The organism is Streptomyces sp. NPDC088124, from assembly GCF_040685895.1.
In the GTDB taxonomy this organism is placed as follows: domain Bacteria; phylum Actinomycetota; class Actinomycetes; order Streptomycetales; family Streptomycetaceae; genus Streptomyces.
On sequence record NZ_JBFBJB010000005.1, the window covers coordinates 211,243 to 226,166 of the forward strand.

Annotated in this window: 14 protein-coding genes; 12 read left to right on the forward strand and 2 right to left on the reverse strand. The window is 71.6% G+C overall.

Annotation, left to right across the window (positions count from 1 at the left end):
* Positions 1–162: 162 nt before the first annotated feature.
* The 5 genes from AB0P17_RS06170 (at position 163) to AB0P17_RS06190 (ending at position 4,074) form a co-directional block, all read left to right on the forward strand.
* Positions 163–750, forward strand: coding sequence for a hypothetical protein (locus tag AB0P17_RS06170; protein WP_365808015.1), 588 nt, complete (start codon positions 163–165; stop codon positions 748–750).
* 148 nt (positions 751–898) lie between these two features.
* A complete protein-coding gene (locus AB0P17_RS06175) occupies positions 899–1,357 on the forward strand; it encodes a hypothetical protein (RefSeq protein WP_365808017.1) in 459 nt (152 codons plus the stop codon).
* A complete protein-coding gene (locus tag AB0P17_RS06180; protein ID WP_365808018.1) occupies positions 1,354–2,901 on the forward strand; it encodes a hypothetical protein in 1,548 nt (515 codons plus the stop codon). Before AB0P17_RS06175 ends, AB0P17_RS06180 begins: the two co-directional genes overlap by 4 nt.
* 38 nt (positions 2,902–2,939) lie before the next feature.
* On the forward strand, positions 2,940–3,563 hold the full coding sequence (locus AB0P17_RS06185; protein ID WP_365808020.1) for a hypothetical protein: 624 nt from the start codon (positions 2,940–2,942) through the stop codon (positions 3,561–3,563).
* 73 nt (positions 3,564–3,636) lie between these two features.
* Entirely contained in the window at positions 3,637–4,074 is a 438-nt protein-coding gene (locus AB0P17_RS06190) for a DUF3592 domain-containing protein (protein WP_365808022.1), read from the forward strand.
* 43 nt (positions 4,075–4,117) lie between these two features.
* Here AB0P17_RS06190 and AB0P17_RS06195 read toward each other — a convergent pair whose 3' ends face one another.
* Positions 4,118–4,486 carry a DUF192 domain-containing protein gene (locus tag AB0P17_RS06195; RefSeq protein WP_365808024.1) on the reverse strand — a complete coding sequence of 123 codons (369 nt, stop codon included), beginning with the start codon at positions 4,484–4,486 and terminating at the stop codon, positions 4,118–4,120.
* Between the two features lie 125 nt (positions 4,487–4,611).
* Between AB0P17_RS06195 and AB0P17_RS06200 the strand changes: the two genes are divergently transcribed.
* Positions 4,612–5,811, forward strand: coding sequence for an A24 family peptidase (locus AB0P17_RS06200; RefSeq protein ID WP_365808026.1), 1,200 nt, complete (start codon positions 4,612–4,614; stop codon positions 5,809–5,811).
* A 102-nt stretch (positions 5,812–5,913) separates the two neighbouring features.
* On the forward strand, positions 5,914–6,774 hold the full coding sequence (locus tag AB0P17_RS06205; protein WP_365808028.1) for a class I SAM-dependent methyltransferase: 861 nt from the start codon (positions 5,914–5,916) through the stop codon (positions 6,772–6,774).
* Positions 6,775–7,382: 608 nt separating this feature from the next.
* Here AB0P17_RS06205 and mgrA read toward each other — a convergent pair.
* A complete protein-coding gene (mgrA, locus tag AB0P17_RS06210) occupies positions 7,383–8,420 on the reverse strand; it encodes an L-glyceraldehyde 3-phosphate reductase (RefSeq protein ID WP_365808030.1) in 1,038 nt (345 codons plus the stop codon).
* Between the two features lie 149 nt (positions 8,421–8,569).
* Between mgrA and AB0P17_RS06215 the strand changes: the two genes are divergently transcribed.
* The 5 genes from AB0P17_RS06215 (at position 8,570) to AB0P17_RS06235 (ending at position 14,874) form a co-directional block, all read left to right on the forward strand.
* The gene (locus tag AB0P17_RS06215) at positions 8,570–9,331 is read left to right on the forward strand and encodes an isoprenyl transferase (protein WP_365808119.1); all 762 of its coding nucleotides are present in this window, start codon (positions 8,570–8,572) and stop codon (positions 9,329–9,331) included.
* A gap of 524 nt (positions 9,332–9,855) precedes the next feature.
* Positions 9,856–11,181 (forward strand): PhoH family protein, encoded by a 1,326-nt coding sequence (locus AB0P17_RS06220; protein ID WP_365808031.1) that lies wholly within the window; start codon positions 9,856–9,858, stop codon positions 11,179–11,181.
* A 388-nt stretch (positions 11,182–11,569) separates the two neighbouring features.
* A complete protein-coding gene (locus tag AB0P17_RS06225; protein ID WP_365808033.1) occupies positions 11,570–12,295 on the forward strand; it encodes a transglycosylase SLT domain-containing protein in 726 nt (241 codons plus the stop codon).
* A gap of 165 nt (positions 12,296–12,460) precedes the next feature.
* Positions 12,461–14,017 (forward strand): AI-2E family transporter, encoded by a 1,557-nt coding sequence (locus AB0P17_RS06230; protein WP_365808035.1) that lies wholly within the window; start codon positions 12,461–12,463, stop codon positions 14,015–14,017.
* Entirely contained in the window at positions 14,014–14,874 is an 861-nt protein-coding gene (locus AB0P17_RS06235; RefSeq protein WP_365808036.1) for a hypothetical protein, read from the forward strand. Before AB0P17_RS06230 ends, AB0P17_RS06235 begins: the two co-directional genes overlap by 4 nt.
* The last annotated feature ends 50 nt before the right edge of the window (positions 14,875–14,924 follow it).

A 14,924-nucleotide genomic window follows, 5' to 3' on the forward strand; every position in this document is an offset into this window, starting at 1 on the left:
CTGAGCGCCGTTACGGGGTGCGGTGGCGCCTCGTCCGATACGGCGGACAGCGCAGGTGAGCCCAGCGGGTCGAAGACGGCTCCCCCCGCTCGGACCAGTAGCGAACCGGCCAAGGACGCGTCATCGAGCCCGAGCCCGGGCCGGGAACAGGGTCCCGCCGGGGTGACCGGAAAGCCCCTGTCCAAGGGAGAGCTGGAGCGCGCGGTGCTGGCCGGGGGAGACGTGGCCGGCTTCGCCGTCACCCCCATGGAAGGTGCGCCGCCCGCCGGTGAGACAGCGGACCGGGACGAGTGCCGTCCGCTCACCGCGCTCATGAACGGTACTCCGGAGCCTGTCGCCGACGCCGCCGTTTACCGCCAGATCGTGGGCGGGAAGGACGAGCAGGTGGTCGTCACCGAATTCCTCACCGCCCACAAGGGGGAGTCCGCGGCGCAGGTACTGTCCCGTCTCGACGCGGCAGTCGTCGCCTGCGCGGACGGTTTCACGGCCGATGGCGGCGAGGACGGCCCGTCGACCTACTCCGGAGTGAAGCGACTGGCCGCTCCGCGGGCCGGGGACCAGGCGCTGGCCTACCAGCTCACCGGGGACTACGAGGGCGAGGACGTACCGCTGGTGTTCCAGGTGGTGCGTACGGGGACGACCGTGGCCACTTACTACACCGCGAACCTCGTGAACGCGAAGACCCCCGAGATCCCCGCCGAGATCAGTGCGGCTCAGGCGGCCAAGCTCCAGTCGGGCGGCGCCGGGTAGTTCAGGCAGTCGGGCACGGTTCAGGCAGTGCCGGGCACGGTCGGGGCCCCTTTGGGTCCGGTTCTGGGCCCACGGGCCCACGACCTGTCCTTGCCCTCCCCCTACGGTGGACCGGTCAGATCCGGCCAATACACAGGGGGCAGCGCGGATGCGTGGGACAGGAGGGCCGCCGTACCGGGGGACCGGTTACGGGTATACGGCGCCGGAGAGCGGTGGGCTGCTCGCGATGGCCGCTGCCTGGGCGGCGGGGTTCGTGGTGCTTGCCGTCACCTCGTACCTCCAAGTCACCTACGTCTACGAAACGCTGGGGTCGACCGAGCGGCTTGAATCGTTCGGCGGCCGGCTGCTGGTGATCCATCTGCCGAACGCCGTCTGCGTGGCGCTCGGCGCCTGGGCCTCGTCACGCGCGCACCGCGAACCCTTCCGGGACCTGCCCGTACGGCATGCCTTCGCCGTCTTCACGGTCCCCGTCCTCGCGCAGGTACTCAACATCGTCATCAGGTGGGAGCGGGTCTCCCTCGAAGGCGTGCTGATGTCCTGCGCCGTCGTCGTGGCCGGTGCGGTCACCGGATATGCCGTGGACCGCATACGCGAGGGGGAGCGATGAGCAGGGGACGTACGGGAGACACCCGGCGCCGGTTCAGATCGGACGGCGGCGCCACCGCCATGGAGTACCTGGGCGCGATCATCGTCGTCGTCGCCCTCGTGCTCGGCGTCAGCGCCGCCGGTATCGGAGGGTCCATCGGCGACCGCATCCGCTGCGCCATCCCAGCCCTCGGTGGCGGCGGTGGCGGCGCCTGTGCCTCCGGTGGCGACGGTACGGACGACAAGCCGCTCGCCGACAAGGACTTCGAGCCCCCGCTCTGCACGATATCCACCATCTCGGACACCGCGGGCGGCAAGGCGAAGCTCGGCTGGTTCGAGTGGGGCCAGGACTACGGCTTCCAGGACAAGACGATGCAGGCCAACTACGACGTGAACGAGGACGGGAAGGTCGACGACAAGGACCAGCTCATCTACACCACGTTCACCGACTCCGCGAGCGCGGGCGTCACCGGGGGCTTCGGCGGCAAGATGGGCAAGCTCGGTACGGGTTCGGTCGACCTCGGCGCCGGGGTGAAGGTCAGCAACGGCGACACCTGGGTCTTCAAGAGCCGCGAGGAGGCCGAGTCCTTCCGCGAGGACCTGGAGAAGCTGAAGATGTACGAGATGCGCCGCACCTCCCCGGGCGGCGCCGAGGCCAGCGTCGGCGACAGCATCCTCTACCTCTTCGGCAAGGGCGCCCTCAAGGACGAGGAGAACATCCGCAACCGCGTCGAGGACAAGCTCAAGGACCGCCACATCAGCCAGGCTTCGATCGGGGTCTACGGCAAGGCCGGCGGCGAGTTGTCGCTCAACGCCGACGCCGAGGGCACTCTCAGCGGCAAGCTGGGCGCCGACGTGAAGATCAGCGGCGACGCCCTCGTCACCAAGGACGACTTCCGCGGCACCAAGTCGTTCACGTACTCCGTCAAGGCGGACGGCACGATCGGCGCGGGCGTGGACGTCGGCGGAGCCAAGAAGGGCAAGCACCTCACCGGCGAGCGCTCGGCCACCGTCACCGTGACCCGGGACCAGAAGACCGGCGAACTGCTCCGCATCGACTTCACCCAGACCACCGAGACCTTCAGCGGTCAGACCGGCGGGGTCGGCGGCGACAACGGCAAGGACGGCAAGGACAAGCGCGGCGGAAAGGGCAAGAACACCGACAACTCGGGCGGCAGTGACATCGGCGTCGTCACCAACACCATCGCCTTCGAGAAGGGCGAGAAGGGCGACGCCGACCGCGCCGTCGGCCAGGCCTGGCTGGACGGCAACGGCGACCACACCGCGCCCTTCGAATACCTGCTGGACACCAACGCGCCGACCACCCGGCCCGGCGCCGACGATCCCTTCGGGCAGCTCCTGTTCGACAAGGGCAAGTCGAGCAGGACATCGTACGATGGCATGTCCGATGCCCAGGAGTACGGATTCGAGCTGAACCTGGGGATCTCGATCGGTGCCTCCATCTCGATGGAGAACAAGTCCGAGACCCTCAAGGACGCCGAATTCCTCGGCGCGCCGAGGGACGGGAAGCGCGATTACGTGCCGTACAGCTACTGCGCCAAGTGACCACCCCCGCCGGTCCGGTACCAGTGAGGAACTCAGGGATGATCTCCACACCGAAGCCCCAGCCCCAGCCCCGGTCCACGCCGAAGCCGGGAATCGCGTACGGCGTGCGTACGGCCGTGGCCGCCGGCCTGGCCGCCGTGCTCCTGACCGCCTGCGGCGCCGGCGGCAAGGACGCGGCGACGACCCCGGAGGGCTGGTCCACCCTGACGACCGACCGGCTCACCGTCGCGCACCCGGGGGAGTTCAAGCAGGTCGCCGCCGCGGACCTGGCGGAGGGGGACGCGGCGGGAGCCGTCCGTACGAAGGGCGGCTCCCCGGCCGGTTCGATCTACGTCGAGTTCGACTACGGGCAGGGCATCAACGACGCCGACATGGCCGGCCTGGCCGCCGAGGCCCGCGTGCAGCTCGGCGCGACCCCCGTCGAGACCACGGACGTCGAGGTCGCCGGGCCCGACGGCACGGCCGAGGCACGCCGCGTCGACTGGACCTCCACCTCGACCGGCGCGGAGGGGCAGCCCCCCAAGGGCACGCCGCTGGCGGGGGTGATGGTGGCGGGGCTGGACACCAAGGACCGGCCGTACCTCATCACCGTCAACGCCGAGAAGGGGCTGTTGTCCGACAAGGACGTCAAGGACATCATCGCCAGCGTCTCCCTGAAGTGACGTAGGGCCAAGGGGCAGACGGGGACGCGAGGCGGATCGGAACGGATCGGATCGGAACGGAACGGAGTCAGTCGTGGGGATCGAAGCGCTCTTCCTGCTCGTGGGGGTGGCGGCCCTGGTGGTCTCCGTCGTCTTCGCCCGGCGGGTCCTGGTGGTGCTCGCCCTGCTCCGGAACGGACGGCGGGCCGAGGGGCGGTGCGTGGACCGCCGGGTCGTCACCAACTCGGGGCTGGCGAGCGGGTCGTCCAGCTCCCACCCCGAGTTCGTCTTCACGTTCCGCACGGAGGACGGCACCGCCGTCGAGTTCAAGGACCGGCCCGGCATGTTCGGCCACGAGGTGGGGGCGCCGGTCAGGGTCAGTTACGACCCGAGGTCCCCGCACAAGCGCGCCACCATCGCCGGCCCCGGCGCGTGGGGCCCGGTCTACGTCCCCGCGCTGATCTGCCTGGGCACGGCCCTCTTCGCCCTGGTCCCGCTGCTGGCGGTGGCGGCGAAGGAAGGGCTGCTGTAGGCGGCTCGCCGAACGCCGACGTCACCCGGTCGTACGTCCACACTCACCCGGGTCGTACGTCCACACTCACCCGGGTGCCCGGCCGCAGCCCCCACCGCTCCATCGCCCCCGCCTCCGCCTCCAGTACGTGGCGGGCCCGCAGCCGCGGCAGATGGAGCCGGCCCGGCTTCATGGTGTGGACCTGGACGACCTTCAACGACCTGTCCAGATAGGCGACATCGATCGTGAAGCCCATCTTGAAGGTGTGCACGCTGTTGCACGGCGTGATCAGCAGCGCCCCGTCGATCCCGGTCCGGCCGAGCAGCCCGCGCCGCCGGGTCCCGTACGAGGCGGCGATCTCCAGCTCCACCTCCACCGGGGCGTCCTGCCCCGGGACCGTCAGCCGTCCCCTGCCGTTTCGCCATGTACCCATGGCCGTAGACCGTAGCGCCCCGCCGCGGCGGTGGCCGCTCCCGAGCGCGGATCTGGGTCCCGGGGTGCGGGAAGTGGGCCCCTGGACCCATGACCGGGCCCGGCGCCGGGCCTAGGCTCGGTGAGGTGTACGCCACGCTGATCGTCCTCGCCGCGCTCTGGGGCGCCGCCACCGGAGTGCTGCTGCCGCGCCCCGCGTACCGGCTCTCCGTCGAGCCGGAGGAGGCGTGGCGCGACCGCTGCCCCGCCGGCCACCCGATCACCGGCCCGGCCCGCGGCTGGCTCGGCCCGGCGAGGTGCCCGGTGTGTGCGACCGCCGGCCCGGGGGACACGGGTGCCACGGGTGTGGGTGTGGGTGTGGGCGGGGGTACGGGGACTACGAGCGTGGGCGCCGGGGCCGGGGCCGGGTTCGGGGCCGAGTCCGACACCAGGTCCGAGTCCGGGTCCGGGTCCGGGGTCGAGCCCGGGGCCGACAGCAGCACCGCTGCCGGGGACTCCGGAGCCGTCACCGTCCCGGAAGCGCCCGGAGCGCCCGGAGCGCCCGGAGCGCCCGGAGCGCCCGGAGCACCCGGGGCACCCGGGACACCCGGGGCCGTCGGCGCCGCGGACGGTCCCGGTACGGCGGACGGTCCCGGTACGGCGGATGGCCCCGGTACGGCGGATGGCCCCGGCGCCGCCTCCGCCCGCACCACCCCCGTGTCCGATCACTCCCATCACTCCGATCGCTCAGGCGCGCCCGACGCGTCCCTCGTGCGGTACGCGCCCTCCCTCCTCGTCCCCGTCCTCGGCGCCCTCGGCTGCGCCGCGCTCGCCGCCGCCACCGGGCCCCGTCCCGAACTGGCCGTCTGGCTGCTGCTCGCGCCCTTCGCCCTGCTGCTCGCCCTCGTCGACCGAAACGTCCACCGCCTCCCGGACCAGCTCACCCTGCCCCTGGCCCTCGCCGCCGCCGTGCTGCTCGGCCTGGCCGCCCTGGTCCCCGGCGGCCCCGGGGGCGGGGACGGTGCCGACGGCAGTCGCTCCTGGACGACGGCGCTGCTCGGCGGGGTGGCCCTCGGTGGCTGCTACTTCGTCCTGTTCCTGATCAACCCGAACGGCATGGGCTTCGGCGACGTCAAGCTCGCCCTCTCCCTCGGCGTCGTCCTCGGCTGGTACGGCTGGCCGGTGCTCGGCGTCGGCGCCTTCGCCGGGTTCCTGCTCGGGGCGCTGTACGGGGTCGGGCTGATGGTGCTGCGCAGGGCGGGGCGCAAATCCGTCATCCCGTTCGGCCCGTTCATGATCGTCGGCGCGCTGCTCGGTCTCCTGCTCGGGGCCCTCTCCGCCGCCTGAGCCGGACCCGGGCCGGGCGAGGGCCGGACCGGTCCGGACCCGGCTCGGGCGCGCGCGAAATGCGTTCGCGCCGCCGCTCCCGGCCCTGCCACGATCGCGCCCATGCCCACCTTCGAAGAACTGATCGCCGAAGCGGCCGCCGTCTCCGTGGACGGCTGGGACTTCTCCTGGCTCGACGGCCGAGCCACCGAGGAACGCCCGCCCTGGGCGTACGCCCGCTCCATGGCCGCCCGGATGGCCGACGCCCGTGCGGCACTGGACATCCAGACCGGCGGGGGCGAGGTCCTCGCCTCCGTACCCGCGCTGCCGCCGCTCACCGTCGCCACCGAGTCCTGGCCGCCGAACCTCGCCCGGGCCGGGGCGCTGCTGCGGCCCCGCGGGGTCAGCGTCGTGGCGGACCCGGACGAGCCCCCGCTGCCGTTCGCGGACGGCGTCTTCGACCTGGTCGTCAGCCGTCACCCCGTCCGGGTGTGGTGGGACGAGATCGCGCGGGTGCTGCGGCCCGGCGGCCGGTACTTCTCGCAGGAGGTCGGACCGGCCAGCGTCTTCGAGCTGGTGGAGTACTTCCTCGGGCCGCAGCCGCCCGAGGCGCGCTCCGCGCGCGACCCAGGTCGGGCCGTGGCAGCCGCGGAGGCGGCCGGTCTCGACGTCGTGGATCTGCGGACGGCGTCGCTGCGCACCGAGTTCCACGACATCGGCGCCGTCGTCTACTTCCTGCGCAAGGTCGTCTGGATGGTGCCCGGCTTCACCGTCGAGGCGTACCGCGGCCGGCTGGCGGAACTGCACCGCCGGATCGAGGACGAGGGGCCCTTCGTGGCGACGACGACCCGCTTCCTGATCGAGGCGGTCCGTCATGAGGGACATGAGGGACATGAGGGACACGAGGGAACGGACAGGGAGCTCGGCGCCGGGCAGGCACCGGGCAGGCTTCGGGCCGGCTCCGGGCCCTCGGCGTCAAGGTGAGGCCTCCGGGATCGCTCCTGAGGGGGGGCGACACGCTATGGCGACTACTCGCCATTTTGGCCGCCCGCCGTCGGAAAAGCCTGGTGGCGGGCACCGGGCGCCGTAGCGCGCCGCTTTCGGAGCGTCATCCTGCTGCACGAGGGGGCCCACGATCCCTCACGAAGGGTTATGGTGGAACCCCCCCCTCGGGCCGGTCCGTATCCCCCCCCACGGACCGGCCCGTTTTCTGTCCCGGTCCGGTGGAGCGCCGGGACGGGGGCGGTCACCCGGCCCCGAGCCGACCCTCACCAGGCTCCCGGTCCAGCCCCGTACAGGCCCGGTCCCGGCGGCGTCCCGTGGAGTTCTGGTCCAGGCCAACCCCGGCCCAGGTCCAGGCCAGGTCCAGGCCGGCTCCGATCCGGTCCCGGTTCCCGCCGCGTCCCCGGGGCGTTCGCCCTCCGGCCCGGCGTGCCGCCGCTCCGTGCCGCTCCGACCGCGCCGCTCCCGTACGGGCTCTCCCGCCACCCCGTCCCGCCGGCCGGCCCGCACGCCCCGGGGCGTGGGCCGCGCGCGAGCCGGGCGCTCACAGCGCGTCAGCCCCGGGCGTCACGGAGTGTCAGCTCACCGGGTCAGCTCCGGCCGGCCCAGATGTTCGTGCCCGCGGTGTCCACCGCGAAGCCGTCGATCTCCGCCAGCTCCTCCGCGGACAGCTTCGGCGCCGCCAGCGCCGCGATGTTCTCCTCCAGCTGCCGGACGCCGGACGCGCCGATCAGCGCCGAGGTCATCCGCGGGTCACGCAGCACCCACGTCAGCGCGAGCTGCGCCAGCGACTGGTCCCTGCGCCGCGCGATCTCGTCCAGCCCGCGCAGCCGCCGCACCACGTCGTCCGAGAGCAGCCCGGGGTCGAGGGACTTGCCCTGGCTGGCCCGGGACCCCTCCGGAATGCCCTTCAGATACTTCCCGGTCAGCAGCCCCTGGGCGAGCGGCGCGAACGAGATGCACCCCATCCCCGCCGTCTCCAGCGTGTCCAGCAGCCCGTCGTCCTCCGTCCAGCGGTTGATCATCGAGTACGAGGGCTGGTGGATGAGGGCGGGCACCCCCATCTCCCTGAGCAGCGCCGCCGCCCGGGCCGTCTGCTCCGAGGTGTACGACGAGACCCCCACGTACAGCGCCTTCCCCTGCTGTACGGCGGAGGCCAGCGCCCCCATCGTCTCCTCCAGGGGAGTGTTCGCGTCGAAGCGGTGGGAGTAGAAGATGTCGACGTGGTCCAGGCCCATCCGCTTCAGGGAGGCGTCCAGCGACGACAGCAGATACTTACGGGAACCCCATTCGCCGTAGGGCCCGGGATGCATCAGATATCCGGCCTTGGTCGAAATGATGAGTTCATCCCGGTAGGCCGAGAAATCCTGCGCGAAGATCTTGCCGAAATTCAGCTCGGCGGATCCCGGAGGCGGTCCGTAGTTGTTCGCCAGGTCGAAGTGTGTGACACCGAGATCGAAGGCGCGGCGCAGGATCGCGCGCTGCGAATCGAGCCTCCGGTCGTCGCCGAAGTTGTGCCAGAGGCCGAGCGAGATCGCGGGCAGTTTCAGGCCACTGCGCCCGCTGCGGCGGTACTCCATGGCGTCGTAGCGGCCGTCGGCGGCGAGATAAGGGGGAGAATTGGTCATGCTTCCCTCCTTATCACGGACTTGTGACAGACCGGGTTGGGTGACCGCGCGGGGTCCGCAGTAATGTGACGGCTTCGGGGTCCCCGGGCCGGCCCCAGGATCCCGCCAGCGGACGCGCCGGTCCCCACGGAATCGAGAGGGTGGACTCAGTGAACGTGCGCGACCTGGTGTATCGGCTCTATGCGCGCCGGGTGGAAGGCCGCCTCGACCACGACCAGGTGCCGAAGCACATCGGCGTCATCCTGGACGGCAACCGCCGCTGGGCGAAGGCCGCGGGCGGCACGGCCGAACAGGGCCACGAGGCCGGTGCCAGCAAGATCCAGGAACTGCTCGGCTGGTGCTCCGAGACCAAGGTCGAGGTCGTCACCCTGTGGATGCTGTCCACGGACAACCTGGACCGTCCCCAGGAGCAGTTGGCCCCGCTCGTCTCCATCATCGAGAACGCGGTCCGTGACCTGGCGGCCGACGGCCGCTGGCGGGTGCACCACGTCGGCACGCTCGACCTGCTGCCCGCCCACACGCAGACCGTGCTCAAGGAGGCGGAACAGGCCACCGTCGGCAACCAGGGAATACTCGTCAACGTCGCCGTGGGCTACGGCGGCCGGCAGGAGATCGCCGACGCGGTCAGCTCCCTCCTGATGGATCACGCGAGCAAGGGCACCACCTTCGAGGAACTCGCCGAGATCGTCGACGTCGACCTGATCTCGTCCCATCTCTACACGCGCGGCCAGCCCGATCCCGACCTGGTCATCCGTACCAGCGGTGAACAGCGTCTCTCCGGCTTCATGCTCTGGCAGAGCGCCCATTCGGAGTACTACTTCTGTGAAGTGTTCTGGCCGGCGTTCCGCAAGGTCGACTTCCTCCGCGCCCTGCGTGACTACGCCGCGCGCCACCGGCGCTACGGCACCTGAGCCCCCGCCCCTTCCCCCTCTTTTCCCTCTGTCTCCCCCCTCCTTCCCTCTCGCCGCTTCCGCGTCTCTCCCCGCACGGAGTAAGTCCCACAAGGCCCCGCACGGCTTCCGGGGCGCGGCTCACGCCCACGCCCGGCCCGGTCGCGGCACCGTTTCGGCCAGGTGCCGCCGCCGTCCCGGCGCGTCCCGCCCGGCCCCCGGCCCCGGCTCCGCCGGCCATCGGCCCAGGGTGCTTCACCCACGGTTCACCTACCGTCCGCCGTATGCCGTGGCATGGCGGCGCGTGTTCGAGGGAATACCTCCTCCAGGTCGATGTCCGAAAAGACAGGTCCGTGGACATCGCATCTCAGCGGACGGCATGGGGCCGTCCGCCCGGGAGGCCCTTTGCACCAGGACGACCGTGCGCCTCGTCGTACGGGCGACATGGAGGGCCGGAGCTCGGCCCGCGCATGGGGCCCGAGCCCGGCCCACCCGCCCGCGACGCCGTCGCAACCCCGACCTCATCCGAGGGGGTACGTCCTTCCGTGGTGACCAGCACAAAGCGCCGCATGCCCGACAGGCGCACCTACGTTCTCGACACCAGCGTCCTGCTGGCCGATCCGAATGCCATGTACCGCTTCGAGGAGCACGAGGTAGTGCTCCCCATCGTGGTGATCACGGAGTTGGAGGCCAAGAGGCACCATCCGGAACTCGGGTACTTCGCCCGGCAGGCGCTGCGCCTGCTGGACGACTTCCGTATCCGTTTCGGCCGTCTCGACGCCCCGATCCCGCTGGGCGATCTGGGCGGCACGCTGCGCGTCGAGCTCAACCACTCAGATCCCGGCATCCTGCCCGCCGGCTTCCGACTGGGGGACAACGACTCACGGATCCTCGCGGTCGCGCGCAACCTCCAGGCCGAGGGGTACGACGTCACGGTCGTCTCCAAGGACCTGCCGCTGCGCATCAAGGCGTCGTCGGTCGGTCTCCTCGCCGAGGAGTACCGCGCCGAACTCGCCATCACCGACGCCTCGGGCTGGACGGGGATGAGCGAAGTGACGCTCGCCGCCGACCAGGTGGACCTCCTCTTCAGCGAGGAGACCCTCTACGTGCCCGAGGTGGGCGACCTGCCGGTGCACACCGGACTGGTGCTCCAGTCCGAGCGCGGCAAGGCGCTCGGCCGGGTCACCTCCGACGGCAACGTCCGGCTCGTACGGGGCGACCGTGAGGCCTTCGGGCTGCACGGCCGCAGCGCCGAGCAGCGCATCGCCCTCGACCTCCTCCTCGACCCGGAGGTCGGGATCGTCTCGATGGGCGGCCGGGCGGGTACCGGCAAGTCGGCGCTGGCCCTCTGCGCGGGCCTGGAGGCGGTCCTGGAGCGCAGGCAGCACCAGAAGGTGATGGTCTTCCGGCCGCTGTACGCGGTCGGCGGCCAGGAGCTGGGCTATCTGCCCGGCTCGGAGGCCGAGAAGATGAGCCCCTGGGCGCAGGCGGTCTTCGACACCCTCTCGGCCGTCGCCGGCCGGGACGTGATCGAGGAGGTGCTGGGGCGCGGCATGCTGGAGGTGCTGCCGCTCACGCACATCCGCGGCCGGTCCCTGCACGACGCGTTCGTCATCGTCGACGAGGCCCAGTCACTGGAACGGAATGTCCTGCTGACCGTTCTGTCCCGGATCGGGGCCAATTCCCGCGTGGTGCTCACGCATGACGTCGCGCAGCGCGACAACTTGCGGGTGGGGCGGTACGACGGAATTGTCGCCGTTGTCGAGAAACTCAAGGGGCATCCGCTCTTCGCGCACGTCACGCTCACCCGCTCCGAGCGTTCGCAGATCGCCGCGCTCGTGACCGAAATGCTGGAGGACGGCCAGATCTGACCTCGTATCACCGCACTTGGCGCCGCCCGGCGAAGCCGAAAGAGCTTAGCCGGGCGGCGTTGTGCCGCGCCCCTGTTTCCCTGAAACTCCTGGGGCGAACGTGGTGTGAGCTTTCCCACCCGACGGGGAATTGCCTCCCGGTGCCGCCTTCCGGCAGAGTCTTGCTTCCGTCAGGCCCCGCATGCGGCACACGCGCACCAACAGGGTGCGGTTCCATACAACTCCAAAGCTGCCGCCGCATGCCGCCCGCGCACCACGCGGCACTCCCCGCAGGGGGATTGCCCACCGGGCCCGTGTCTCCCGTGACGCATGTTGTACGGAGACCAGTGCCAGGGGCACGATCGCGTCCGCGAGGTCACGTGTGCGGGCGACGCTGGAAGGACACCGTGTGAGCCGGATCTCGGTCCGGGGATTTGCCGTGGCTTCTGCCACTGCGGTCACCACCGTCGGCGCTGTGGTGGGTGTTGCCTCGGGCGACCCCCAGACCTCGACCGATAATTTCGAGGCGACCGCAGCGGACATGACGCTCCTCGCAGACATCCCCGCGGGTCAGCAGGCCCAGGTGCAGACCGCGTCGCTGACTCAGCAGGCGGACGCCCAGGCTGCCGCCGCCGACACCACGGCCCGGAAGTCCGCCGAGGAGTCGGCTCGTATCCAGGCCGCGCAGGACGCCAAGGACAAGAAGCAGGCCGCCGACGACAAGGTCGAGGCGGAGAAGAAGGCTGCCGCCGAAAAGAAGAAGAAGGACGACGCCGAGCGCGCGAGCCGCGACGCGACGCGTTCCACTTCCGCTTCCGGCTCCTTCCCGCAGCAGAGCTCCTACACGGTCGCCGAGGTCCAGTCGATCGCCCGGTCCATCGTCCCGGCGGACCAGTTCCAGTGCTTCAGCAACATCGTGAACCACGAGTCCACCTGGAACTACAAGGCGCAGAACCCGTCTTCGGGCGCGTACGGCCTGGTCCAGGCGCTCCCCGGGTCCAAGATGTCGTCGGCGGGCGCCGACTGGCAGACCAACCCGGCCACCCAGATCAAGTGGGGCCTGAACTACATGAACGAGCGCTACGACAGCCCCTGTGGCGCGTGGTCGTTCTGGCAGGCCAACAACTGGTACTAGCCGTACCGGACGAGTGACACCCGGCTTCCTCGCCGGTGCTCGTCCCGCTCAACCCCGGGAAGCCCCCCGCCGTCCTACGGTGGGGGGCTTCTCCCCTGTACGGTCGTAGCGAGCAGGCTCCGGGGAGTGGGCGTGGAGAGCAAGACAGGGGGAAGCGGAAGCTTCATGTCAAGACTGCCAGAGTGGCTCGGGCAGGTGGGTGCGGAACTGACCCGCCTGGGCGAACGCCTCGACCAGCGCCGGGCGGAGGCCGAGGCCGAGCCCGGCATCGACGCGGGGACCGGGAACGGGAGCGGGACCACGGCCGACGCGCGGGCCGCGGCCGATGCGCGGGCCGTGGCCGGGTCCGTACGGGACGATGCCCCGCCGCCTCCCGCGCACGCGCCCTCCGCCGCGCCCGCCCCCGTCACGGCCGCCGCTCCGGAGCCCGTTCCCGCGCCGCCGCCCGTTCCCGTCGTGCCCCCCGTGGAGCGCCACCCCGCCACCGCCATCCCCTGGGGCATGCGCGTCGCGGGCGAGGCGGCCTGGCGGCTGCTGGTACTGGGCGGGCTGCTCTGGGCACTGATGCACGTCATCAGTGCCCTGCAACTCGTCGTGATGGCCTTCGTCGTCGCGCTGCTGATCACCGCGCTGCTCCAGCCGACCGTCGCCTGGCTCAGGCGGTACGGAATGCCCCGCGGGCTGGCCACCGCGCTCACCGCGATCTCCGGATTCGTGCTGATGGGGCTGGTCGGCTGGTTCGTGGTGTGGCAGGTCATGGAGAACATCGACGATCTCTCCAACCGGGTCACGGACGGCATCAACGAACTGAAGCGCTGGCTGCTCGACAGCCCCTTCCATGTGACGGAAGACCAGATCAACGGCATCGCGAAGACCTTGAGCGATGCCGTCGGCTCCAACACCGAGGCGATCACCTCCGTCGGTCTCCAGGGCGTCGCCGTCATCGTCGAGCTGCTGACCGGCGTGTTCCTCGCCGTCTTCTCGACGCTCTTCCTGCTGTACGACGGCCGCACGATCTGGAACTGGTCGCTCAAGCTCGTCCCCGCCGCGGCCCGGGAGGGGGTCGCCGGCGCCGGACCACGCGCCTGGAACACCCTCACCGCGTATGTGCGGGGCACGGTCCTGGTGGCGCTGATCGACGCGATCTTCATCGGTCTGGGGATCTACTTCCTCAACGTCCCGCTCGCGGTGCCGCTCGCCGTCATCATCTTCCTGGGCGCGTTCATCCCGCTGGTCGGCGCGGTCATCTCGGGCGCGCTGGCCGTGGTCGTGGCGCTGGTCACGCAGGACGTCTTCACCGCGCTGATGGTGCTGCTCGTCGTGCTCGGGGTGCAGCAGATCGAGGGCCATGTGCTGCAGCCCTTCATCCTGGGCCGGGCTGTACGGGTGCACGCGCTGGCCGTCGTCCTCGCCGTCGCCGTCGGCGGTCTGGTGGCGGGCATCGGCGGGGCGGTGGTGGCGGTGCCGCTGGTGGCGGTCACCAACACGGTCGTCGGCTATCTCCGTGCGTACAGCCAGGAGCAGGAACTGAGGAACACGCCCCCGCCGCACGGCGCGACGGCCTACGGCATCGCGCCGACGCCCGCTCCGGCCGGCGCGGTGGCAGGGACCGCGGCCGGGGCCCCGGAGCCCTCCGGCGAGCCGTCCCGGCCCGCCCGGTCCACCCCGCCGCCGCCCTCGGCCTCCCCCGCCGTGGCGGAAGGGGGAGACGGCCAGGGATGATCTCCGAGCCGGAGTTAACAGGCGAGGACGACGACGCCGGACAGGGAACGCGCGGCGGACAGGGAACGCGCGGCGGACAGGGGACGTGGGGCGGGCAGGGGACGTGGGGCGGGCAGGGGACGTGGGGCGGGCACGCGGCCGTCGGCGCGCCCGGCCCGTACGGTACGGAGAGCGGCCCGGCCCCCACCGGGGTGCCGCCGCGTCACCGGCCGCCCTGGCTGTGGGCGTTCGGCGGCGCGCTGGCCGCCTCCGCGCTCTGGGCGGGCGGCCTCTTCGCGTACCGGCTGACCGGACCCGACCTGCGGGGGTACGAGGTGACGCGCGACCTCTGCGACGCCGCCGAGCTGGCCGCGCTCACCGCGGCCGTCGGCCCGAAGCAGCGGCCGACGGCCGACACGGACCGGCACCCCGCGGTCGACCGGGCCGTATGCCGGGTCGAACTCGGGGAGACGGAGCCGGCCGACGGCGAGGGCGGGGAGGGGGACGGGCGGGACCGGCCCGGGGTCACGGCCGAGGCCGTCATCAGATACACGCTGCACAAGGAGACCGACCCGGGGCCCGAGTTCGAGGCCGAGTCGGCGGCGCCCGCCTTCGACGGCACCGGGCCCGCGGCCTCGAAGCGGATCCCGGACCTGGGCGACCAGGCGTTCCTGGTGAGGACCGCGTACAACGGGGACGCGGAGCTGCGTGTCCTGGACGGGGCCGCCGCGTTCGAGATCGAGGTCTACGGGATGACCTACTCCTCGGTCGATCCCACGACCGGTCAGTTCATGGACATGGAGCCGCTCGACCTCGCCGCGCTGGAACCCGGTCTGATCGAGGACATGCGGGCCCTGATGGCCGCCCTCAAGAAGTGAGAGGCGCCCCGCGCCGGACCCGCACGGTCCGGCGCGACACGGCTCCACCC

What these genes read in the sequence shown, in the direction of transcription:
- AB0P17_RS06235 (WP_365808036.1), top strand. Translation starts at nt 14,014, where the DNA reads ATGATCTCCGAGCCGGAGTTAACAGGCGAGGACGACGACGCCGGACAG.
- AB0P17_RS06230 (WP_365808035.1), top strand. Translation starts at nt 12,461, where the DNA reads ATGTCAAGACTGCCAGAGTGGCTCGGGCAGGTGGGTGCGGAACTGACC.
- AB0P17_RS06195 (WP_365808024.1), bottom strand. Translation starts at nt 4,486, where the DNA reads ATGGGTACATGGCGAAACGGCAGGGGACGGCTGACGGTCCCGGGGCAG.
- AB0P17_RS06175 (WP_365808017.1), top strand. Translation starts at nt 899, where the DNA reads ATGCGTGGGACAGGAGGGCCGCCGTACCGGGGGACCGGTTACGGGTAT.
- mgrA (WP_365808030.1), bottom strand. Translation starts at nt 8,420, where the DNA reads ATGACCAATTCTCCCCCTTATCTCGCCGCCGACGGCCGCTACGACGCC.
- AB0P17_RS06185 (WP_365808020.1), top strand. Translation starts at nt 2,940, where the DNA reads ATGATCTCCACACCGAAGCCCCAGCCCCAGCCCCGGTCCACGCCGAAG.
- AB0P17_RS06180 (WP_365808018.1), top strand. Translation starts at nt 1,354, where the DNA reads ATGAGCAGGGGACGTACGGGAGACACCCGGCGCCGGTTCAGATCGGAC.
- AB0P17_RS06205 (WP_365808028.1), top strand. Translation starts at nt 5,914, where the DNA reads ATGCCCACCTTCGAAGAACTGATCGCCGAAGCGGCCGCCGTCTCCGTG.